Annotated in this window: 20 protein-coding genes, 1 tRNA gene and 3 pseudogenes; 11 read left to right on the top strand and 13 right to left on the bottom strand. The window is 41.4% G+C overall.

Going from position 1 to position 22,433, the window contains the following annotated elements:
* Positions 1 to 39 precede the first annotated feature (39 nt).
* From HWQ36_RS27545 to arsC, 5 genes and pseudogenes are all read left to right on the top strand, one after another.
* Entirely contained in the window at positions 40 to 366 is a 327-nt protein-coding gene (locus tag HWQ36_RS27545; RefSeq protein WP_292708779.1) for a metalloregulator ArsR/SmtB family transcription factor, read from the top strand.
* 118 nt (positions 367 to 484) lie between these two features.
* The gene (locus HWQ36_RS27540) at positions 485 to 1,549 is read left to right on the top strand and encodes a PstS family phosphate ABC transporter substrate-binding protein (RefSeq protein WP_292708777.1); all 1,065 of its coding nucleotides are present in this window, start codon (positions 485 to 487) and stop codon (positions 1,547 to 1,549) included.
* A gap of 75 nt (positions 1,550 to 1,624) precedes the next feature.
* Positions 1,625 to 1,930, top strand: a pseudogene (locus tag HWQ36_RS27535) (arsenical-resistance protein); the annotation flags it as partial.
* A gap of 107 nt (positions 1,931 to 2,037) precedes the next feature.
* Positions 2,038 to 2,790: pseudogene (gene arsB / locus HWQ36_RS27530) on the top strand (ACR3 family arsenite efflux transporter); the annotation flags it as partial.
* Positions 2,791 to 2,824: 34 nt separating this feature from the next.
* Complete coding sequence (gene arsC / locus HWQ36_RS27525) at positions 2,825 to 3,259, top strand: arsenate reductase, glutathione/glutaredoxin type (RefSeq protein WP_292708775.1); 435 nt, start codon at positions 2,825 to 2,827, stop codon at positions 3,257 to 3,259.
* 71 nt (positions 3,260 to 3,330) lie between these two features.
* Here arsC and HWQ36_RS27520 read toward each other — a convergent pair whose 3' ends face one another.
* The 3 genes from HWQ36_RS27520 to HWQ36_RS27510 form a co-directional block, all read right to left on the bottom strand.
* Positions 3,331 to 4,017: a PHP domain-containing protein gene (locus tag HWQ36_RS27520; protein WP_292708774.1), complete on the bottom strand. Its 687-nt coding sequence runs from the start codon at positions 4,015 to 4,017 to the stop codon at positions 3,331 to 3,333.
* Positions 4,018 to 4,430: 413 nt separating this feature from the next.
* Entirely contained in the window at positions 4,431 to 5,567 is a 1,137-nt protein-coding gene (locus HWQ36_RS27515) for an AIR synthase related protein (protein ID WP_292708773.1), read from the bottom strand.
* A 101-nt stretch (positions 5,568 to 5,668) separates the two neighbouring features.
* A complete protein-coding gene (locus HWQ36_RS27510; protein ID WP_012412689.1) occupies positions 5,669 to 5,875 on the bottom strand; it encodes a hypothetical protein in 207 nt (68 codons plus the stop codon).
* Between the two features lie 273 nt (positions 5,876 to 6,148).
* On the opposite strand from HWQ36_RS27510, the gene HWQ36_RS27505 reads away from it, so the two are divergent.
* A complete protein-coding gene (locus HWQ36_RS27505) occupies positions 6,149 to 6,298 on the top strand; it encodes a hypothetical protein (protein WP_292708772.1) in 150 nt (49 codons plus the stop codon).
* A 106-nt stretch (positions 6,299 to 6,404) separates the two neighbouring features.
* On the opposite strand, the gene HWQ36_RS27500 is transcribed toward HWQ36_RS27505, so the two are convergent.
* From HWQ36_RS27500 to HWQ36_RS27475, 6 genes are all read right to left on the bottom strand, one after another.
* A complete protein-coding gene (locus HWQ36_RS27500) occupies positions 6,405 to 7,007 on the bottom strand; it encodes a superoxide dismutase (RefSeq protein WP_292708771.1) in 603 nt (200 codons plus the stop codon).
* Between the two features lie 480 nt (positions 7,008 to 7,487).
* Complete coding sequence (locus HWQ36_RS27495; RefSeq protein ID WP_292708770.1) at positions 7,488 to 9,089, bottom strand: bifunctional pantoate--beta-alanine ligase/(d)CMP kinase; 1,602 nt, start codon at positions 9,087 to 9,089, stop codon at positions 7,488 to 7,490.
* Positions 9,090 to 9,318: 229 nt separating this feature from the next.
* Positions 9,319 to 10,422: a septal ring lytic transglycosylase RlpA family protein gene (locus tag HWQ36_RS27490; protein ID WP_292708769.1), complete on the bottom strand. Its 1,104-nt coding sequence runs from the start codon at positions 10,420 to 10,422 to the stop codon at positions 9,319 to 9,321.
* A 925-nt stretch (positions 10,423 to 11,347) separates the two neighbouring features.
* Positions 11,348 to 13,486, bottom strand: a complete 2,139-nt coding sequence (locus HWQ36_RS27485) for a hybrid sensor histidine kinase/response regulator (protein ID WP_292708768.1) — start codon at positions 13,484 to 13,486, stop codon at positions 11,348 to 11,350.
* Positions 13,487 to 13,931: 445 nt separating this feature from the next.
* The gene (locus tag HWQ36_RS27480; RefSeq protein WP_292708767.1) at positions 13,932 to 14,405 is read right to left on the bottom strand and encodes a tetratricopeptide repeat protein; all 474 of its coding nucleotides are present in this window, start codon (positions 14,403 to 14,405) and stop codon (positions 13,932 to 13,934) included.
* 3 nt (positions 14,406 to 14,408) lie between these two features.
* Positions 14,409 to 15,404, bottom strand: a complete 996-nt coding sequence (locus tag HWQ36_RS27475; RefSeq protein ID WP_292708766.1) for a homogentisate phytyltransferase — start codon at positions 15,402 to 15,404, stop codon at positions 14,409 to 14,411.
* Between the two features lie 334 nt (positions 15,405 to 15,738).
* Between HWQ36_RS27475 and HWQ36_RS27470 the strand changes: the two genes are divergently transcribed.
* Complete coding sequence (locus HWQ36_RS27470; RefSeq protein WP_292708765.1) at positions 15,739 to 16,359, top strand: hypothetical protein; 621 nt, start codon at positions 15,739 to 15,741, stop codon at positions 16,357 to 16,359.
* Between the two features lie 30 nt (positions 16,360 to 16,389).
* On the opposite strand, the gene cobA is transcribed toward HWQ36_RS27470, so the two are convergent.
* The 3 genes from cobA to HWQ36_RS27455 are packed head-to-tail and all read right to left on the bottom strand — an operon-like array spanning position 16,390 to position 18,165.
* Entirely contained in the window at positions 16,390 to 17,169 is a 780-nt protein-coding gene (cobA, locus tag HWQ36_RS27465) for a uroporphyrinogen-III C-methyltransferase (protein ID WP_292708764.1), read from the bottom strand.
* Positions 17,166 to 17,927, bottom strand: a complete 762-nt coding sequence (locus tag HWQ36_RS27460; RefSeq protein ID WP_292708763.1) for a sirohydrochlorin chelatase — start codon at positions 17,925 to 17,927, stop codon at positions 17,166 to 17,168. Before HWQ36_RS27460 ends, cobA begins: the two co-directional genes overlap by 4 nt.
* 31 nt (positions 17,928 to 17,958) lie before the next feature.
* A complete protein-coding gene (locus HWQ36_RS27455; RefSeq protein WP_292708762.1) occupies positions 17,959 to 18,165 on the bottom strand; it encodes a hypothetical protein in 207 nt (68 codons plus the stop codon).
* A gap of 85 nt (positions 18,166 to 18,250) precedes the next feature.
* Between HWQ36_RS27455 and HWQ36_RS27450 the strand changes: the two genes are divergently transcribed.
* On the top strand, positions 18,251 to 19,537 hold the full coding sequence (locus HWQ36_RS27450; protein WP_292708761.1) for a transposase: 1,287 nt from the start codon (positions 18,251 to 18,253) through the stop codon (positions 19,535 to 19,537).
* Between the two features lie 447 nt (positions 19,538 to 19,984).
* Here the strand turns inward: HWQ36_RS27450 and HWQ36_RS27445 are convergent, their stop codons facing one another.
* Complete coding sequence (locus tag HWQ36_RS27445) at positions 19,985 to 20,368, bottom strand: DUF4359 domain-containing protein (RefSeq protein WP_292708760.1); 384 nt, start codon at positions 20,366 to 20,368, stop codon at positions 19,985 to 19,987.
* Between the two features lie 124 nt (positions 20,369 to 20,492).
* Between HWQ36_RS27445 and HWQ36_RS27440 the strand changes: the two genes are divergently transcribed.
* The 3 genes and pseudogenes from HWQ36_RS27440 to HWQ36_RS27430 all read left to right on the top strand — a co-directional run.
* A tRNA-His gene (locus HWQ36_RS27440) sits at positions 20,493 to 20,565 on the top strand.
* A gap of 604 nt (positions 20,566 to 21,169) precedes the next feature.
* A pseudogene (locus HWQ36_RS27435) lies at positions 21,170 to 21,304 on the top strand (ABC transporter ATP-binding protein); the annotation flags it as partial.
* A 38-nt stretch (positions 21,305 to 21,342) separates the two neighbouring features.
* The coding region (locus HWQ36_RS27430) for an AAA-like domain-containing protein (RefSeq protein WP_292708759.1) at positions 21,343 to 22,433 on the top strand (1,091 nt) is incomplete at its 3' end.

Here is a 22,433-nt window from a genome sequence, read left to right as displayed (position 1 = left end):
TTTAGACTTTACCATAAAGAAATACTTCAAGAAAAATTGATGGTTTCTAATAGCACCTTCACTCCTGATGCGATCGCTGCTGGCTTTCATGCCCTGTCTGATCCCCTACGAATTCAGGTCTTAGAACTCCTGCACTCTCAAGAACTATGCGTGTGTGACCTGTGCGACCATCTGGGAACCACTCAGTCTAAACTGTCTTTTCACCTCAAAACCCTGAAAGAAGCTGGTTTAGTTCGCGCTCGTCAAGAAGGGCGCTGGATCTACTACAGCCTCAATCTGCCCCAATTTGTTGCTTTAGAGCAGTATCTAGCAGAATTCCGCCGCTTTAGCCCAATATTACCTATCCGTCCTCCCTGCAAGACTTAAATATTCATCAATTTTTTTGTAATGTTTTGTTTAATTTTAGATATGTAGACATTGACAAATCAATTTTTTTTGAAATGATGAAGATATACTCTTGATATAACTCACAGGGGTGGGGTCAATGAAGATAACAGAAAAAGAATTAGTGATTGCACTGGGAATGTTTGCTTTAACGACCAGTTGCACAACATCACCTAACCCATCTGTTCAAACTCAGCAGTCAGAGAAGGTGACTCAGGTAAGAGATTCTAATCAGCTTGCCACAACAACAATTAAAATTGATGGTTCCAGCACGGTCTATCCGATTACACAAGCGATCGCCAAACAGTATCAAGTTGACCCAAAGAATCAAGTAAAGGTTGCAGTTAACATTTCTGGTACTACTGGCGGGTTTGAAAAATTCTGTGCTGGAGAAACAGATATTAGCGACGCTTCCCGACCGATTTTGAAAGCGGAGATGGAAACTTGCAAGAAAAATGGTGTGGCGTATATGGAGTTTCCTATTGCTTTTGATGCGCTTACCGTCGCCGTTAATCCGCAAAACGATTGGGCAAAAGACATCACAGTAGCAGAGTTGAAAAAGATTTGGGAACCGGAGGCTCAAGGCAAAATCACCAGATGGAACCAAGTACGTGCATCTTGGCCAGATCGCCCACTTAATTTGTATGGTGCTGGGAAAAAGTCTGGTACTTTTGACTACTTTACAGAAGCGACTGTAGGTAAAACTAGAGCCAGCCGTAATGATTACACAGCAAGTGAGGATGATGAGGTCTTGGTAGATGGCATCAGCAAAGATCCAAATGCTTTAGGTTACTTTGGCTTTGCCTATTACGAAAAACACCAAGATAAGTTAAAAGTGTTGGCAATTGATAGTGGCAAAGGTGCAGTACTGCCATCACGTCAAACTGTAGAGAAAGTTCAGTATCAGCCCCTTGCTCGACCTTTGTTTATCTATGTTAATTTTCGGGATAACCAAAACAAAGCCTTACTAAACAAATTTGTAGAATTTTACATTGATAAAGCACCAACAACAGCTAGTGCTGTGGGCTATATACCTTTACCAGATGATAGCAAACACCTCAATTACGTTCACTTGTATCAAGGCAAAGTGGGAACTGTATTTGAAGGAAAAGCAGAGATGAACCTAACAATTGGAGAGTTGTTACGGAAGGAAGGACAGTTTTAGGTATAGACAATCATCCAAACCAAGCAACTTGTTCATTATGAAACTTTGAATAATGTAAGCTCTATGCACTTCATAATGAACAAAAAGACTTCAAAACGCCTCTCTTTTATTGACCGTTTTCTAACATTATGGATTTTTTTAGCAATGGCGATTGGTGTTGGCCTGGGCTATTTCTTTCCTGGAGTAGAAGCGTTTATCAACCAGTTCCAGGTGGGAGCAACCAATATACCGATCGCTATCGGGTTAATTCTGATGATGTACCCGCCCCTAGCTAAGGTGCGATACGAAGAGTTGGGAGATGTATTTCGCAACGGAAAAATTCTTGGTGTATCACTAATTCAGAATTGGATTATTGGGCCAATTTTGATGTTTGCTCTGGCGACTATAGCGGTTCCCAGTTGAGTGAGGTACAAAAACCCCACCCCCAACCCCCTCCCCGCTCTTCGATAGGGGGCTATGAAGTACCTCATTTGATTAGGAAAAGCTATATCTTCTTACACGGTTATCCAGAATACATGACGGGATTGATTCTGATTGGATTAGCCCGTTGTATTGCAATGGTAGTTGTGTGGAGTGACTTGGCACGAGGCAATACAGAATACACGGCTGGATTGGTTGCCTTCAACAGCATCTTTCAAGTCATCTTTTATAGTCCTTATGCCTGGTTTTTCATCACTGTATTACCGCCACTGTTTGGCTTACAAGGTAGTGTTGTGAATGTTAGCATTGCCGAAATTGCTGAAAGCGTATTTATCTATCTTGGTATTCCCTTTTTAGCTGGATTTTTCACTCGTTTCTTCTTAGTAAAGGCGAAAAGTAAGCAGTGGTATCACGAGGAATTTGTGCCTAAAATCAGCCCGATCACGCTGATTGCTCTGTTATTTACAATCGTCATTATGTTCAGCTTGAAAGGTAATTTGATTGTTCAGATCCCCTTAGATGTGGTGAAGATTGCAATTCCGTTGATCGTCTACTTCATCATCATGTTTCTGGTCAGCTTTTACATGGCTTGGCGCGTTAAAACAGACTATTCTAGAGCCGCAAGTGTAGCATTTACATCGGCAGGAAATAATTTTGAACTAGCGATCGCAGTTGCGATCGCAGTGTTTGGGATTAATTCTGGTGTTGCTTTTGCCGCCGTTGTTGGGCCTCTGGTGGAAGTACCTGTGTTGATTGGTCTTGTTAATGTTGCTTTCTGGCTTGAAAAACGTTATTTCACAACACCGGAATCGAGAGCCTGATAAATTTAGTCCAATTATTCGGAGGAGTTGAACTATGAAACGTGTAATGTTTGTCTGCAAAAAGAATTCTGCTCGTTCCCAAATGGCAGAAGGTTTTGCTAAAACTCTTGGTAAAGGAAAGATTGAAGTGATTAGCTCTGGATTAGAAGCAAGTCAAGTCAGACCAGAAGCGATCGCTACTATGAAAGAAATTGGTATCGACATTACCGATCAACACTCAAAACCCCTCAGTGATTTCCAAGCACAAGACTTTGATGTAGTGATTTCTTTGTGTGGCTGTGGCGTGAATTTGCCGCCAGAGTGGGTTACGCAGGAAGTATTTGAAGACTGGCAGTTAGACGATCCAGCAGAACACCTAGAAATTTTTCCTAGAGTCCGCGATGAGATTAAAGAACGGGTGACTCAACTAATTGAGTCTATCAAGATAGCTTCTCAATCTCTTAAAGTTAACTCTAATAAAACAAATTGACTATTGAGTATCCAAAAAAAGACAACCTCCTGGCAGATTGAACCAGGAGATTTAAAAAAATTGATTCATCTTTACAAGCGTTGTAGCAGGCTCAAACCATGGGTGTCAGTACCACAGGTATTAAAAAGAAAGTATTCATCAGCCAACTTTTGCACTTGTTCTGATTCCAATACGCTGGGTTTCCAAGGGTTAGGGTTATTGTAGGCGTAGAAAGTTTCCACGCCATCGATACCCTTTTGGGATGCAGCTGGAATTAAGTCAAAATGCGATCGCTTGTAACGCGCTGGATGAGCCAGAACTGCCAATCCCCCAGCCTGATGAATAGCGGCAATCACGTTACTTGCCTGATATTCTTGTCCTGTAGTCGGCCTTCTTTGCAGATAGGGTTTCATACTAGGGTGTTCTGGAGCAAAAGCATAAGCCAAAATGTGAACTTCTATATCCAGAAGGTTAGCATTGATTTCTACGCCACTCCACAGGTAAGGAGTTGTTGCACCAGAATTACTCCACTTCCAATCTTCTAACCAAGTAAGGGCCGCTTGATAGCCGACAATACCATGATGGTCAGTGATCGCTAACCCTTTTAGTCCAATAGCGATCGCCTGCTCCATCAATCCACTCGGCTGCAACCTGCCATCCGAGTAGACAGTGTGCGTATGAAAGTTGAATAACTTTGGACAACTGTATGCATCAATGTTCTGGAATACTTGCTTCAAAAGTTCTGCCGAAGCAGTAGTCCGGGCCAAATTTACAGCCATAACCCCCTCTGAATAAAAATATATATTCTTAACACACTAAAACGCCCCATTTACAGATGAGAAATTTCCAACACTGTAAATTAGTGTATTGGTGGCTACTTTCTCAGCTTTTTCAGCAAATTTTTCAATATGTTAAGACTACGTTAGCAAATCTTAACCTCAGTAGGCATGGGTAATTTGCACCACTTTAAACATAAGTAGTAAAAAATATTGCATATCAAACTTTATAAATACGCCTATACTATTTGTGCCAAATGGCTTATTTTTAAAGGCTTAAGAGAATAATTTTATCTAATGAGTCTCACATTTAAATATGTATTACGTATTAAAAAAACATACATCTCAGTAATTATACTAATTTTTATTTAATCTAGTAAAGACTTTAGCGTAGGCGTAGCCCGCACTTCGGCTAATTATACACCCCGCGCAATTCCAAAAGAATCTCCCTTCAACGTCACCCCAAGCGGTTCTACCACCACCTCGCGGCTAAGGGACGCTTCAACCCTGCCGGCAATCACAGCCGTGAGCTTATGTTCTTTTGCGAGGATGACAATCCTTTCAGCATCCTGCTCAGATTCTGTATAGAATGCAAATCCAGCCCCATAATTAAACACAGAAAGCATCGTTTCTGCTCCACCCTCAAGATGACCCTCGACAAATGTAAATATCTCCGGCACTGGGAGCATCGTTTCGATAACATATCGAAGCGGCTTCACCGACCGCATCAGTTTTTGCCAACCATGACCGGTGATATTCTCCATTGCAGTAGGACGAATCCCTTCGCCAAGCACTGCCTGTACAAGCGGCGTGTAAAGATACGACGCAGCATTCATTGCTTCCCAGAACTCCTGCCCACTCGGAAGTTTTGTTCTATAACCATCAGGGAGAGACTCAGCGAGTTTTCGCAGTGGGGTAAAGCCGTTCTCATGGGGGCCAGAACTCTCAACAAGAACAATAGTATTTCCGGCATCCAAATGCGAGCTATCAATGGGAGCAACACCAGGCGGCATAACACCAAAAACCGAACCCGCAATGTCGAGCCGGCCTGGAATCATCTTAGTTTTTAGTTGAGGAGTTTCCCCGGAGAGATAGACACACCCCACTCTTTTGCACCCCTCAACGACTCCATCCAGAAACCCATCAAGGAAGGCGGGGGTAAAGATTGTTTCAGGAGTACTTGATGGCAGATAAAGACCAAGAAGTAGAGTCTGCATCCCTGACGTTGCCGCGTCGTTTGTCAAACACGAGATGATCTTGATACCAATGTTCCACCAGAACCGCCGAAGTTCTTCTTCGGAAAGGTCATCAGGGCGGGTATCATCTGCCGTTCCTAGTCCTTCAGGGACAAGTGTCAGAGAAAGTTCTGGAGCGCCCGCTTGAATAAATGGAGTGAGGTTGAAGCTGAAAGCGTTAGCACTTGCTCCAAGACCCGACGCAGGGACGGTTCCATAGGCGCTTGCAAAGGTAAGTGTGCGTTTTGCAGCTTCGATGAAGCGTCTTTTTGCGGCATCGAGAGTATCGTAATCGACTTGATCGAGAGCTTGAGGCATCAGGTTGCGTTTTAAGTTAGGAGTAGAGACGCGATTGTAGAGACGCGATTAATCGCGTCTGTGCAAGAGTTAAAAGTTAGGAGAAGTCATAACTCCTCACTTTAAAATACCTCATCTTCAATACCGCGCCACCATTCACCCAAATTCATCAAGTCTTGGTAAATATCTTCTAATTCTTTGGTGTAGACATCGTTTGTAAGGGTGGCTCGACGCTCTTGCAATTTCTTGAGGCGCAGTTGTACCAATACCCAAGGTTTAGTGATGCTATTCGTTGCTTCGATGTATTGCGCTAGTTCTTTGCTATCCATAATGTTTTATATTTTTAGGAATTACACGCTGTACAAAAGAATCATGTTGTGTATAAGGTAAACACTTGGTTTCAGGTTTTTATTAATCATTCTTTGATGGTAAATAGATCCACGTTGTAAGGGCAATTCATGAATTGCCCCTACAACAAATAGTTTTTAAGACCATTTATATTTGGTCTTTTCTGTCAATACATAAGTCCTAATTTTGATTTTTATGCCACTACTTTTATTTAGACGATGCCTGTCCCAATACGATTCGGATAAGGTTTTTTGATGAAAGTTATAGATCGCAAAGACGCGATAAATCGCCGTCTTTACAATAATCAGTCCTTTGTCTTGACGACGATTTATCGCGTCTCTTCCCTTAACCGAACCGTATTGATGCCTGTCCCACTACTGAAAAATACAAAAGGGAGAAATTAAAAAGAATTTCTCCCTTTTGTGGTGGGCTTTTTGCTTCAACTTTTGTAAATTAACTTATGCCACAGCTAACTAAGAGGCATTGCACTCAGTTCAAACCAGCAATTAATTAAGCTTTAGCCAAGTTTTCAGCAGCAAAGTCCCAGTTAGCCAAGTTATCTAGGAAATTCTTGATGAACGCTGGACGAGCGTTTCTATAGTCAATGTAATAGGCGTGTTCCCAAACATCCAAGGTTAGGAGTGCCTTCTTACCATGAGCTAGAGGGTTTTCTGCGTTTGGTGTTTTGATCACCTTCAGCGTACCACCATCATCAATCAGCCAAGACCAACCACTGCCGAATTGAGTTGCAGCCGCGTTAGAGAACTCTTCCTTGAATTTGTCAAAGCTACCAAAATCTTTATCGATTTTGGCTGCGAGATCGCCTGTGGGTGTGCCACCACCATTTGGTTTCAAGGAATTCCAGAAGAAGGTGTGGTTCCAAACTTGGGCAGCGTTGTTGAAGATTCCCGCCTTAGAAGAGTCTTGGAAGGAAACTTTGATTACTTCTTCCAGAGACTTATCAGCAAGCTCTGTACCTTCAGTCAGCTTGTTGAGGTTGTCTACATAAGCTTTGTGATGCTTACCATAGTGATACTCGAAAGTTTCAGCTTTCATGCCATTTGGCTCTAAAGCATTAATGTCGAAGGGTAGTGGTTCTTGTACAAATGCCATTGTGTCAAATCCTCTCTTTACCGGTTTCCATTTTTAAGCTATTGCAGAAGCTTGGGAAATTAACAGCTTTTATTTTTGAAGTTTTATGTCTTTAATGATGGAACATAAAACTTAACATCGTCATTCTACTACCAAAGTGAAGATGAAAACAAACTACTTCGGTGATAAGTCAAATCGCTAGGAGTTCACGGTTATAAATAAAAATGGCTAATATCTCGTAGCAAAAGTCCAATCTATAATTAGCATTTAGCAATTAAAGCTTTCATACTTCTATCTTTAGTAAGATTAATTGCGATGTGGTAAATCAGTCGAAAGCGAGATGATTTAATACTTAAATAATCTGATAATTATAGAATATTGTTATATAAATCATTAATAAAATTATGCTATTTTTAAATAATGTTTTGAGGATGGTAAGTGAATAATTACTCACCCACCATCCTTTGAAACTAAAAAGTTAACAGTAAATAGCGCTGATTACTACTGAGATAAACGCTGCTGGTAATAGTTAACAATTTGTGCCGTGACTTCAGACACATTCAAACCATCAGTTTGAACTTCGATCGCATCTGCGGCTTTTTGCAAAGGTGAAACTTTGCGTGTACTATCTTTCCAGTCACGTTCGGCAATATCCCGTTCTAGCTGCTCTAGATTGATTTCGGGTTGACCTTGTTTGTGAAAGTCTTCCTGGCGGCGACGGGCGCGTTCACTCACAGAAGCGGTTAAGAAGATTTTCACTTCGGCATCGGGGAAAACGTGAGTACCGATGTCTCGTCCTTCTGCTACTAAACCACCTTTTTTACCCCAGCTTTGCTGTTGTTTAACCAGTGCTTGACGGACAGCGCTTTGGGCTGCGATCGCAGATACAAGAGATGTTACCTCAATGGTGCGAATTACCTGGGTAACATCAGTACCATTAACCCAAACCCGCACGGACGATTGTAAATCCTGGGTAGGAGTAAGTTCAATTTTACACTGGTTAGTTAATTCCGCGATCGCACACTCATCATCAATGGCAATCCCCTTTTGCAGTACTAACCAAGTGACAGCACGGTACATTGCTCCTGTATCTAAATAGACTAAACCCAGGTTTGCTGCCACTCGCCGTGCCACTGTGGATTTTCCAGCACCAGCTGGGCCATCAATAGCGATAATGGGTTGACGATCGCGCAATATGATATTGTCAATCAAACGTGTAGCACCAAGACGAGCTGCGATCGCCAACATTCCTTCCTCCTCAACTTTTTCTAAAGACATCAACGTAGTCGGTTCAACTAATTCAATATATTCCACTAAAATTGTGCTGACCATTGCCACTTCTTGCTGTACCACTGCTATCAACTGGTTGCTATTGCGATCGCCTGCAATGAATGCAGCTTCAGCCCGTCGCAAGCCGCGATATAATGCAGCCGCTTGCTCTTTTGCCGTTGCAGTCAAATATTGATTACGAGAACTGAAGGCAAGACCTGACGCTTCGCGCACTGTTGGACAAGCAACAATTTCTACTGGCAAATTTAAGTCAGCTACTAAGCGTTTAATAATTGCCAATTGCTGACCATCCTTTTGACCAAAGTAAGCACGGTCAGGCTGTACCAAGTTGAAAAGCTTGGTAACAATCGTAGCGACACCTTGAAAGTGACCCAGCCGAGAGCGACCACACAAACCTGTCATCATAGCAGATGCTGGTATAACTTGTGTAACCTTTGATTCTTGTATACTCTTCTGGGGAACTGCCATCTCTTCAGGAGTCGGTGCAAAAATGGCATCTACCCCAGCTTGTTCGCAAAATTGTTGGTCTTGCTCTAAAGTGCGGGGGTAGCGTTGGTAATCCTCGTTGGGAGCAAATTGTAGGGGATTGACGAAAATACTCACAATCACCTTAGAATTTTCTTGCCGCGCCCGTTGGATCAAGCTTAAATGACCTTGATGCAAATTCCCCATCGTTGGCACTAGACCAACTGCCGTCTGATACCAGCCAGTTATTTCATCTAGTCTTAGATCCTCAGTAATCGCAATCAGCTTGTTTTCTGAGCATTTAGTTAAATAGCAGCGTAAAGCTGCGACTGTTGTCAGCAGGCGCACAAAAATACCCCTAGTTCTTATCGATCCCTCCCCCGTTAGTTTATATCTGAAATAGAGGGAAGAGTTGATTGAACTAGGGGAATTAAAGTGATACGGAACTGGGGATTGGAAATTGGGCACAAGAGGCAGAGGGGTAGGGAGCAGGGAGCGGAGGGGAAAGAGATAATTTTTATTCTCCCCCTTGCCTCCTGCTCCTCGGCTTCTTTCCTTAGTCCCTAGTCTCTAATAATTATTTCCCCAGAACTTCAATATGTACTGGTGCTACGCCGCTGCCCATCATTCCCAAAATTCGGGCTGCGCCAGCAGATACGTCAATGATTCGACCCCGAATGTATGGGCCCCGGTCATTAATCCGCAATACTACAGAACGACCGTTACGGGTGTTGGTTACACGCACTTGTGTACCAAAGGGTAAGCTGCGATGGGCGGCAGTCATTTCTTCTGGGTTGAATCTCTGACCACTTGCAGTCTGAGTACCAGAACCGTCATAGCCATAAAAAGAAGCCATGCCTCTCAAGGTGGCTTGCACTGCTCCAACGGAAATCTGTTGAGGTAGCTTTGGTATTGATATTTGTTGACGGACTGGTAAATTCGCAATCTCTTTTAGGGGAGAGGCATTGCCCAGTAGCCTCCGTAGGCGATTGGTTGCTTGCAATGCATCTTGCGCCAGATCGTTGGTGGTACCTGCTAATCGTGTACCTTCGTTAATTTCGACCAATTCTTCGCCATTAATTTTGATTATATAGCGATCGCCATCTTGCTGGAGGGGAGCGCTTTTGTTTTGCGCTTGATTGGCATTAGATTTTTCCCCTGCTTTCCAACTGACGGTTATCTTACTGCCGTCTACACTTTCCCGATTCAACTGGTTGATCTTAGCGGCTACTACACCAGCTATCTGAACCGGGTCATTGTCAGAGGAGCTAATCTGGTTACTCACATCTGTTACGTTGTCAGCATTCAGTGCCTTTGGTGAATTGCTAGCAATAAGGGCGTACGATTGTACGCCCCCAGTATTTCCAATTGCACCAACTTTTTTAGATTCAAAATCCGTATTTGATACAGAACTCAAAAAGGTGAGAACAGGTATATTTCTGATAAAAAGGGTTGCCGCCTTACGCCCTCTAATGTTGTGAGGATGAATTTCTGTAATCACAGCATCCAAGGTTTGTCTCCCTGCTCTGGATTGGTACTCTCCCACTTTAACCACATCAGGAGCAGGTGATTTTTGGGATGCTAGCGCATTTCCCTTGGTGGTTTGAGTACAACCGACTGAAGGTATGCCCAAAACAGCCATAGACAGGGCAACAATAATCCACAAATGTCTTTGATTCATGCGTCCGTTTTTGAAAGCGACTGGAGAACTTTAAGTTTTATAAACTGCGGGATTTTTCACTAATGAAAGTGATTTCCCTTCTGAAAAACTCGAACTCGTTCCGTTTTCACTTTGTTATTTATAACTGCAACAGACTAACACGAACCTTTTGGCTTGGGGATCAGGGTTTTAGCGTAATTATCGACAGCTTAATCAAATTAAAGTTCCAAATTTAAGGGTGAAACCTTTCTCAAAGGCGGACTTTGGCTATGTAACGCTTTTTTCTGATACTTAAAAATTTCTTAAAAAAACTTTACGCTTCTTGCACGCTAAAGTGACGACACCCTATTGACTTCTGTTCTAAAGGCTCACTACTATTAGTGTATTCTAGATAACATGTATTTTCACTATTTCTTATAAGAAGGTAATAGAACTTTAATTAAATAGCATCGGCATAAATACTTAAAATCGCTTATTTAATTAAATATTTAGATTTCCCTATGAATAAGTCGTGATATCAGTTACATCTCAAATAATTATGCAAATTAGTTTGAGTTTAAGATGTTTTTTCTACTTAGATTAATCATGACTTTTATTCCCCATGACTCAACGTAGATGAGTAATAAATATAACTTATAAACACCGTATTACTGAGTATAAAATAAAGAAGGATACCCAACTTAATATTTTTTGTGATTAATGATGAAAAAATTAGGAAATCTTAGCGATCGCTTATAGATCAATTTTAGTTAGTATCAAAAATAACAATAGCCGTTTTTGGGACTAAGTAATTGCTCAAAGATGATTTTTTAGAGCAGGCTATCTTTTCCAAAATCTTTGCGGCTGTAGGGATGTACGGCTGCACCCCTACTATATATAGTGAGTATTTTGGGGAGTGCGATGAGCGTGATGACAAGAGTTGGCGTAGAACCGACAGGGGACGCATTCAACGCGATCGTTTTAGATGAGCAATGGCTGCAATTAATTCTTCTGGGTTAACAGGCTTAGATAAATGTATCTGAAACCCAGCTTTTAGCGCTTCTTGCCGGTCATTGTTTCTAGCAAAGGCAGTCAAGGCAATTGCTGGGATTTGTCCACCTTGTTCTGGTGTCAAAGTTCTCACTTGATGTATTAACATATAGCCATCCATCTCAGGCATACTAATATCGCTGACTAACACATCTGGCTTTGCCAGTGTTAGGGTTTGTAATGCTTCATAACCAGAAGATACCGCAATAACAAAAGCCCCATCTTGCTCTAGTACAAAAGCAATAAAATCTCGTGAATCAGTATCATCATCTACAACTAAAACCTGGATGCCACTGAGGGGCAAGGAGTTAGGAGTTAAGAATGCAGCGTCATTTTGTTCATCTGTCAGACTTGGGCTTTCATCTAGCAGAAGCGGCAAACTAACAGTAAATATTGCCCCTTTATCCTCACCCTCGCTCTTAGCTTTGACAATACCGCCATGTATTTCGACGATATTACGCACAATTGCCAACCCCAATCCTAATCCACCAAAATTTCTCGTAGAGGTGCTATCTGCTTGGCGGAAGTAATCAAACACGAATGGCAAAAAATCAAGGCTGATTCCCTTACCTGTATCGCTAACTATGATTTGAGCATAACCATCGGCTTGCTCTAATCGCACTTCTATTTTTCCTCCTTTGGGTGTAAATTTGACAGCGTTAGAAAGGAGATTCCAGACGACTTGCTGCAAACGAGTCGAGTCGCCCATAACTTGTCCTACATCCGATTCAAATACTGTACTCACCTCAATCAACTTTGTTTCTGCCGCTAAATGCATTGTCTCTAGTGCCGACAATATCGTAGACTGTAGGTTAATCTTCGTAATATTCAGCGTCAGTTTGCCTTGTAAAATTCTGGAGATATCCAGCAAGTCTTCAATGAGTTGAACTTGTAAATTAGCATTTCTCTCGATTGTGGCTAGTGCTTCAGATGCCTTTACTTGGTCTAACCTGCGAGTTTGCAACAACTTTGACCAGCCGAGAATTGCGTTTAGTGGAGTGCGTAATTCGTGAGATAAGACAGCTAGAAATTCATCTTTAATTCGATTGGCTGTTTCTGCTTTAGCTCGTGCTATTTGTTCTAATTCCAGCAGGTGCGCCCGTTCTTCAAGTATTTGTTTTTGTTCGTGGATATCTGTACACGTCCCAAACCACTTAACTACAATACCTTGCTCATCTTTGAGTGGTAAACCTCGCGCTAGCTGCCAACGATAGGAACCATCAGAAGCCCGTTTGAAGCGATATTCATTATTATATATAATGCCATTTTTTACAGCATTAGACCATACTTCATCAGAATTTTGGACATCATCTGGATGCAATGCAGCTAACCAACCAGAACCCAAGGACTGCTCTAATGTTAGCCCAGTATATTCACACCAATTTTGATTAAAAAAATCACATTCACCGTTAGGCGTGGTTGTCCATACAAGTTGAGGAATTGCCTCAGCTAGATAACGGTAACGTTCTTCACTTTGTCGGAGAACTTCTAAAATTCTTTGGCGTTCAAGGATTTCTTGTTGTAATTGCTCGTTGGTTTTGGTAATTTCATTGGTGCGAACAGCAACCATTTCTTCTAGATGATTCTGGTATTTTCGCAGTTCCTTTTCTACCCGTAAGCGTTCGGCTATTTGTATTTGGAGTTCTTGATTTGCTTGTTCTATTTGAGCAGCGTTAGGAAGTGCTAATGCTTGTGGAAGTAGAGACACAAGTTGTACTGCTGTAATTACAGATATTGTTGCAGTTACTGCTTTGACAAACCCTGATATCCAATAGGTTGGATGCCAAATCGTCCAAATCTCTATTAAATGAGTAGTGCCGCAAGCCACAATAAATGCACTAAATAGCAGAAATATCCAATCAAAGGGCAAATCCTGCCGCTTACGAACAAAGTAAAATAATGTAGCTGGAATCGAGTAATAAGCTAGTGCAATGAATGCGTCAGATAAGATGTGTAACCAAACTAGATTCGTTTGCCATAGATAGCAATGTCCATGTGGAAGAAATGATCCTGACGTAAAAAAATTAGTCCACAATTCTGATAGAATGTCTGACATAAATACTTAATTTTTTTGAATCTATAAAATCTACTACTAAATGTCTTTTTTTTATTAGCACAAGTTGTTCGCAAATTTGAAATTTTTATTATCCTGTCTGAAGATAGAAATAATAGAATGAGTAAACGAACCGCAAAGGACGCTAAGAAGAGGCAGACGCGCAGAACAGGGGGTTTCCCCATGAGCGACTGCCGTCGCAAAGGTAAGATAGTTTTAAAGGGTTTTTACATAAGGACTATAAATTTTTGAAAAATTGGGATTCTTCCTTAGCTCGTCATTGTAAGAGCTATGAAGGGAGTGGTCAAATTTGCGAAAATTGCGGATATAATTACAGCAAACACTGATAATTCCAAAATAAAACCACTCTCACCATTATTATGATGAGAATGGTAAAAAAATTAGGAGACGCAACAGTAAAATTAAATTTCTGCAATTCTCACTCAACTTAAGATTGACTTGACTTAATGCTCATTTTATCTAACAGTTGAGTTATTTTGTTAGCTTTTTCGGGTTGCCGTTGTTTTTGCAATAAATCTTTAGCTTGTAGCAGGTTAGTTTTAGCTTCTTCTTCTCGCTCTTGCTGCATGAGAATATTGGCCAGACGCAAGTAAGCATCGGGATTTTTTGGACTACGGCGAATTACTTCTCGGAATAATTCTGTTGCTTCCTCTACTTGGCCTTGCTGGTTTAAAACATCTCCCAAAAACAAGCGCACTACATCATTAGTAGAGTTGAGGGAAATCACTTTGCGAAACGCTGCTTCTGCACCTTGGTAATCTTTTGCTTGAGCAAGATTGATTCCTTTTTGAAATAAGTCTGAGGTAATCAAAGTTTTCCAAGCGAAATAGCCCAGGATTGACAAACTCAAAACAACTACGGAAGCAGCGATAAGAGAAATGGTAGGAAAAGTTTCTAGCATTGTCTAAGCCAAAAAGCAGGCGATAGGAAAAATCAGATATTCCATAAAAAAGAGTTTCCAGATAAATTGGTAGAATTGAGCGATCGCACTTTTATCTTGTAAGTCTACTGCCAAACTCCGCCACCACATCCAAGCCAACAGCACTAAATGGGCACTTACCAGGAATATAGCGTTAACAGAGGCCACGTGTAGCACCCCAACCAGAATTATCCCCAGATAACAGACAGTTATCACCCAAAGAGCTAGATTAAACACAGCTTGGGGTCCCAGTTTGATCGTGAAAGTAGTAATATTGTAGAGGCGATCGCCTTCTATGTCGGGGATATCTTTAAAAATTGCGATCGCAAAGGTAAACACCAAAATAAACAATGTCAGCACCCACACCACAGACGGAATTGTTTGGCTTTGTTTCAGCGCCCAACTGTAATGCAAATACAATCCTAAATTGACAATTGTGCCGCGTACCGAAAAAATACACAGCGCCGCCCAAAAGGGAAACTGTTTTAAGCGAATTGGCGGTAAAGAATAAGCGGTACCAATAGCCAAACTAATTGCTACCATGCCAAATAAAAATGGCCCAGTTAGCCACGCCACAACTAGCGCCAAAATCCCAGTAGACGCGACAATTAATTGCCCCGTCTGTTGAGAAAATTCACCTGATGCCAACGGTAAATGAGGTTTATTAATCTTGTCAATATCAACATCTTCTAATTGATTCAGCCCTACAATGTAAACATTGCCACACAGACAAGCAATCCATGCCCCGAAGAGGGGGAGGAGCCACTGCGGTTGAGCAAGTTGCGTTAGGGAGTGGGGAGTAGGGAATAGGGAAACAGTAGTATTACTAATGGCAATAGCAATTAAATACAAACTCAATACACTCAGACTTGTACCAATAATCGTGTGAGGGCGAGAGAATTTCCAGAAAGCGTATAACCAATGGAGATATGATTGAACAGGTTTGCGTGGCAAATGGCTGTTTTGAGAACTCTGGCTCATGAGTACCTTAGATTCAGATTCCGGCTGATTGTTAACTCTGACTTTTCACAGAATTTGGAAAACCTCACTTCCATATTGCATGAATTGTCAGATTGTTAATCATTGTCACAGAATTTGGTCATTAACAAGAGCTTTCATCGGGGAGGTGTGGTAGTACAGCCCGCCGTATCTCTACTTAAAAGCCATCTACGCATAGCAAATCTATCTGATGAAAGACTCTCATTCTCGAAAAAATCTGACAACTCAATATGAAAATACTTCTTCTCGACATGCACTTCTGACTCTCGATAACGCTACAATCTATCAGACAGAAAAGCAAAGAAATAGTTAAATTATGACAGCTAATTTGACACCTGTAGCTAAATTTGACTTTGTTACCGTGCTATCACAGGCGGCGGCTGCATATCGACGACAAAAAGATACACGACCTATTGCTGAAAAACTAGTCAATGCATTGCTAGAATCAGAAAAATCTGCCAAGCAGCAACATTTAATTTATCCCTTTGAGTCTCTTCTAGGTAAATGGCAACTTTGCTTTGCAACTGGTACTAAAAAGGTCAGAGAACACGGAGGAATTGTCTTAGGCAAGGGTTTGTATGTACCCAAGTTTATAAGAATCCATGTTTCCTTTAATGCGACTTTAGAAGAGGATTCAGATAGGGGTGAAATTTGTAATCAGGTGGAATTGGGGCCAGTGTTATTGAAGCTCACGGGGCCAGTGCAATATATAGGTAAGAAAAATTTATTGGCGTTTGATTTTAACCAGATGTTTATTAGTCTATTTGGTCGTGTTGTTTACAACAGACCAATCCGTTCTGGTAAAGTTGAAAGAGAAGATTTCTACAACCAATCCATAGCTCAACTACCCTTCTTTGCCTTCTTTTTAGTGACGGAAGATTTCATTGCCGCTCGTGGCCGTGCGGGAGGTTTGGCATTTTGGATTCGAGAAACTTAAAAACACTTCATTTCACGTTTGCGCCAGCCATCAAACAGGACGACAACTAGACAAAATACTGTGCATATTTACTACTTGTCCAATAACTGCGATCGCAGGCGCAGCAAATCCAGTTTGCTCTACCTGCTCTACAATTGTCTCTAAGGTTCCAATCAATTCTTCTTGTTCTGGGCGCGTACCCCAGCGCACTAAAGCAATGGGCGTTTCTACATTCAACCCAGCTGCACTTAACTGTTCTACAATATAAGGCAGATTGTGAATTCCCATATAAATTACAATAGTTTCGGAACCGTGTGCGATCGCATTCCAATTCACTTTCGGTCTATACTTACCCGCCGCTTCGTGACCAGTTACAAATGTCACTGATGAGCTATATAGCCGATGAGTCAAAGGTATACCTGAGTATGCCGCAGCTGCAATTCCCGATGTGATACCTGGCACAACTTCAGTTGATATCCCAGCATTGACTAATTCTTCCATCTCTTCGCCACCGCGACCAAAGATAAACGGATCGCCACCCTTTAACCGCACTACAATTGCACGATCCTGCGCTTTATCAATCAGCAATTGAGTTGTTTCTTCCTGCAACAACGAATGCCTCCCTGCACGCTTACCAGCGTTAATTTGTTCGGCTTGGGGATTAATCATTGCCAAAATTGCCGGACTCACTAAGGCATCATAGATAACTACATCTGCACATTCCAACAAACCTTTCGCCTTCAGGGTGATTAATCCCGGATCTCCTGGCCCCGCACCTACTAAATAAACCTTTCCCAAATACTTGTTCTCCTGTTTTTCTGTGCGGTTCATCTATCTGTTAAATCCCAAATTAGCTCGGCTAATTCTGCACTTGCTCCCAGTGGCTGCGCCAATTGGAAATTCACCGCAGAAAATTGTAATTTTAGCTCCTCTATGGAGGCAGCGATCGCATCAGTTATTCCACCAGCGAATAAAAAGTATGGCAAAATTGCAATTTCTTTATAACCAGCAGCTACCAACTCTTTCACCCGTGATTCTAAACTAGGAGGCCCAGCCCAATAAGCAGCCACTGCTGACAAACTCGCCGCCATTGCTTCCACAGTTTCTTTGGAACCTGGGCGACGGCTACCATGAGCTAAAAGAATCCATACTTCTGCTTTTATTGTAGATATTTGCCTGGCCAGTAACTTCTCTAAATTGGGGTGAGAGCCTAAGTATGGTTGCAACTCAATCATGATATCTTGACCAATAGCCTGTTGTGCTAACGCTACTTCGGCGGGAATATCTGTCATCACATGTACTCCCGGTAGTAGAAATAGCGGTACAATTTTGAGGCGATTCTCGTTTTGAGATGGTTTGCCTAATCCAACCCAGGCATCGCCAAAAGCGCTCTTAGCAAATAGTTGAATCTGCTCATGTAAAGGCTGAGGACTCATTTCTAAAGCAGCTATGCCAACCAGATGTTCGCTACTTGATGGGTTGTAGTTGTTTGGTAATTTCTTACATACCAGCCTTGCTAGTTGCTGCATAGCAACTTCTGGGCGCGGATCGCGACTTCCGTGAGATACTAGCAAATAGGCAGATGACATCGGCAAAGCTTGAACTCTCAGTGACTAATCTTCATATTTTACCTTGAACAGCAAGAAGGCTCACACTTACCTGAAAGGAAGTGTTGTGATGAATTGCGCGTGAGGTGAGGAGTGTAGTCTGACCATATTTGAGCGTAGCGAGAGTGCGGAGAGTGCGGAAAACCGGAAAGACTACAACGACGAAACGAGCAAAATATTCTACTTTTGGTAGCAAAACTGGCAAAATCTGTGTTACCATGAATATATAAACACGGTAAGGTCGATCCCCTTCGGGTTCAATAGGTGCTTTCCGACGCAAGGCGACAGGAACGCACTATTTCACCATGTATAGAGCAATTAAAGTTAGAATTTATCCTACAGACGAGCAAGAATCAAATCTAGCTCAATGTTTTGGCAATACTCGATGGTTGTGGAATTATATGCTTAATGCCACTACCACCGCTTATAAAGAAACAGGAAAAGGTCTTTCTAAAGCAGCTATGGATAGGTTTCTTCCAGGATTGAAAAAGGAATATGAATGGTTGGGACTCGCATACAGTCAAGTATTGCAACGAGTCACATTCAATCTTTCAAGTGCTTTTGTCAACTTCTTTGAAGGACGTGCTAAATTCCCTAACTTTAAATCTAAGCATGGTAAACAATCGATTCAATATCCTCAGAATGTGAAATTGATGACAGAAGACTCTGTGATTAAGTTTCCTGGTAATTTGGGGTTAATAAAAACCGTGTTTCACAAGGAACTCCCCGATGCCAAGTTCACGACTGTAACAATATCCAGAAATGCAGACGGTAGGTACTACGCATCTATTCTTTTCAACCAAAATGATCATCCAGTAGTTGCGATTAGAGACGCTATTGGTGTTGATTTGGGATTGAAAAACTTTGCTATCACTTCCGAGGGGTCAAAGTACGACCTTCCTAAAAAGCAGCTAGCTAAGTTAGAAAAGAACAAAAAGCGAAAACAGAAGAAATTAGCTAAGAAGACGGACAAAACATCTAATAAACGTCGCAAAGCTAAACATTTAGTGGCGAGAGCCTCTAGTAAAATAGCTAGAGTAAGAGAGGATTTTCTACACAAGCTATCTCGCAAAATAGCATACGAAAACCAAGTTATTTGTGTAGAAGATTTGAAAGTTTTGAATATGGTTAAAAATCCCAACTTGGCAAAATCAATATCAGACCAAGGATGGGGAATGTTTCAAACCATGCTCAAGTACAAAGCAGAGAAATTTGGACACACTTATCAAGAAATAGGTAGGTTCTTCCCATCTTCTCAACTTTGTAGTGAAACTCTACTACCAATCCCAATGTTGCAAAAAGGATATGATTCGTTGGGAGTTAGGTTTGTGGATTGTCCTCACTGCCAAAAACAGCATGATAGAGATATTAATGCTGCAATCAATATTAGAAACGAAGGATTGCGACTTCTTGTACTGAGCAAAGGCGTTCGCGTAGCGTCTCCGACAGGAGAAGTATGGGCGTTAGGAACTAGCGCTTCTGCCCTTGGAGGGGATGTAAGACCAAAGTCTTTAGGACGTAAAAAATCCATGAAGTCTGAGGCAATCCCCAATGAATTGGGAAGCCTACACTGTACCGTCAGGTCAGTGTAGGTAGTTCACTTAATATTAAGCTGGTGGTAATAGGTACTTTGGTGATTACTGAAACTATTATCAATTATTAAATACAAGTATTCTAAATCACTTTTATGAGAAGAATTCAGAACTCAGGAGTCAGAATGGGCTAAACCTTAGCTATCCGCTAACAGCATGAATTCTGTACGAGTGGGTGATGAATATTGGTTAAAACCGTACTTCGTCCCGCTACGCTAACGCCCGAAGTTAAGCGAAAGTAAAATAAATATTTTTCGTAATCAAAACTCTATCCCGCAAGTGGCGTAGAGTATTCTGTATTCTGAACGCGAAGAGCGTGCCGGAGGCATTATTCTGAATTCTGACTCCTGTTTTATAGGGAACTCCAAAAATTAAATTACTTCCTACATCCAAGACGACTATCAGTTTCTGCTCCCCCTGTTCCCTCATCCCCCTAATCCCCCTGCCTTATTGCTCTTCGGCAGTGTAAGTATAAAATTGATCAAAAGCTCCCACCGTTTCAAATTTGTAAGAAGGTATCCAAGAATTTATTTTTAAATCTGTACGGTAAATGCTAAAAATCATATAATTTTGTCTTTCTGTAGTCTTAGCAATAATTCCTTGGATTTGCGGGTTTGCTGAGTCAACCAACTTATCACAATTAAAACGGATTAAATTTTCTATAATATTCGTAGTTTTTTTGCATACATCAGTTTTTAAGTATTTTGTCAACCGTTGCACTGCATATTCTTCATATTCAATCTGACTGGGATTAGTTTTCGCCATTGTCACACCCAAGGCGGCGAGTCCTGCTGCTGCTCCAGTATATGCAATGATGGTTAGGGGTTTCATGTTTGCCAACTAAAATTCGTTGTAATTGTTAGATTTCAGAGACTCTAAATTAACTCAGTCCGTTCCTTGAACACAAACTCTTGATTGTTTGCCAAATTATTGCTATAATCAAAATTGTTGAATGGCGAGCGTAGCCAAGTGGTTAAGGCAGTGGTTTGTGGTACCACCATTCGTGGGTTCAATTCCCATCGTTCGCCCTATATATTTTTATAATTATCCATAAGTTATTATAGAAGATGGATTGCGGTTGTGAGAATTCATAACCATTACTTTAGCAAGTAACTGTCATGGACAAGTTAGTCAACTTGAAAGGGTGGCCAACCTGCCACAATTCATAAAAATATCTTATAAATGATTTTATGTATATAAGCAAATCTACTTGCTCAAAGAAAATTAAGTGTGCAATTTTCACTTCTCTTCTACAAAATGTTGCTTCTTTGCAGAAGTACGTGTTTAAGCAAAGTCGATAGTACAGAAAGTTTGATAACCCTCTTTCGTCACTCTCGGATAAATTAACGATTTATATTAAGATTCCTAACTTTTTAGATCGGTTGATTTTCTTTTAATCCAATCAGGTAATCATTGCCACTATTAATGATTAGCGATACAGTTTTTTTTTGGCAGTGTAAAGCATCAACAGCGATCGCAGGCAATTGATAAGCTGTGCCCTCGGACTAGACAATCTCATAAGCTCATCAATGCGGCTATGTTGAGGGCAGAAGGGAAGGCACGGACATCGTTTGGTATAGTGGTGTGCAAATTGCCGCTCCTTTTAACACCAAAGGTTTTGGCTCATAATATTTGACAAAGGAACAGGGCTGTACAATTTTGTTAGTTACTCACGACAACCGCATTCTAGATATCGCCGATCAGATTATTTACATGGAAGATGGCCGTTTAGTTGATCGTTCCGACGTAGCCACACTCATGCATTAGGCTTTTTCTAAAATTCTTAGTCAAAAATTGAATTAAATATGAGATATCAAGTAGGGGGTAGTCTCCGTAGTGACGACCCCACATACGTTACCCGTCAGGCAGATGAGCAACTTTATGCCAGTTTGAAAGCTGGCAATTTCTGTTATGTCTTCAACTCTCGTCAGATGGGCAAGTCATCGTTACTACAGCGCACAAGTTATCGTCTTAAGAAAGAAGGGCATAGCTGTGTTTACTTGGATATGACTCGCTTGGGTATTGAAGATACTACACCAGATCAATGGTATAAAGGCATTATTATCAGCTTATTCTATAGCTTAAAATTATCAAAAATTGACTTTCAGCATTGGTGGGAAATGCAAGCAGGCATTTCCTCGGTGCAAAAACTACACCTATTTGTTGAAGATATCTTACTACCAAATCTCAAGAGCGATTCTCTACGAGACGGCAAAGCCAAACGCATTTTCATCTTTATTGATGAGATTGATAGTCTGCTGAGTTTAAGTTTCCCAATTAACGACTTTTTTGCTTGGATTCGTCAGTGCTATAACCTACGACCACATAACTCAAACTTTGAAGGCTTGGGATTTGCACTATTTGGTGTAGCTAGTCCCTCCGACTTGATTGCTGATAAACGCCGCACGCCCTTTAACCTTGGTAAAGCAATTGAGTTACAGGGCTTTGGAGTGCATGAAGCCACACCTTTGCTTCTAGGATTAGAAGAAGTAGTCAGTCAACCACAAGCAATATTGCAAGAAGTTATTTATTGGACAGGTGGACAACCCTTTCTGACACAAAAACTCTGTGAGTTAATTACTGAAGTTATCTTTGAAACTACTACAGGAATGATTACTCTACCTCCAGGTACAGAAGCATTGTGGGTAGAGCAATTAGTGCGATCGCAAATTATTCAAAATTGGCAATCACAAGACGAACCCGAACATTTGCGTACTATTCGCGATCGCCTCCTATTCGACGAACAACAGGCAGGACGGTTGTTGGGTATTTATCAACAGGTGTTGCAAGCAGAAGAGGCTCTTGAGCAGGGGAGCATACTTCGACTACGCTCAGTAACCGGGGGAGCAGGGGAGCAGGGGAGCATACTTCGACTACGCTCAGTAACCGGGGGAGC

Source organism: Nostoc sp. NMS2, from assembly GCF_017115105.1.
In the GTDB taxonomy this organism is placed as follows: domain Bacteria; phylum Cyanobacteriota; class Cyanobacteriia; order Cyanobacteriales; family Nostocaceae; genus Nostoc.
This window is presented reverse-complemented; position numbering and strand designations above follow the sequence as displayed.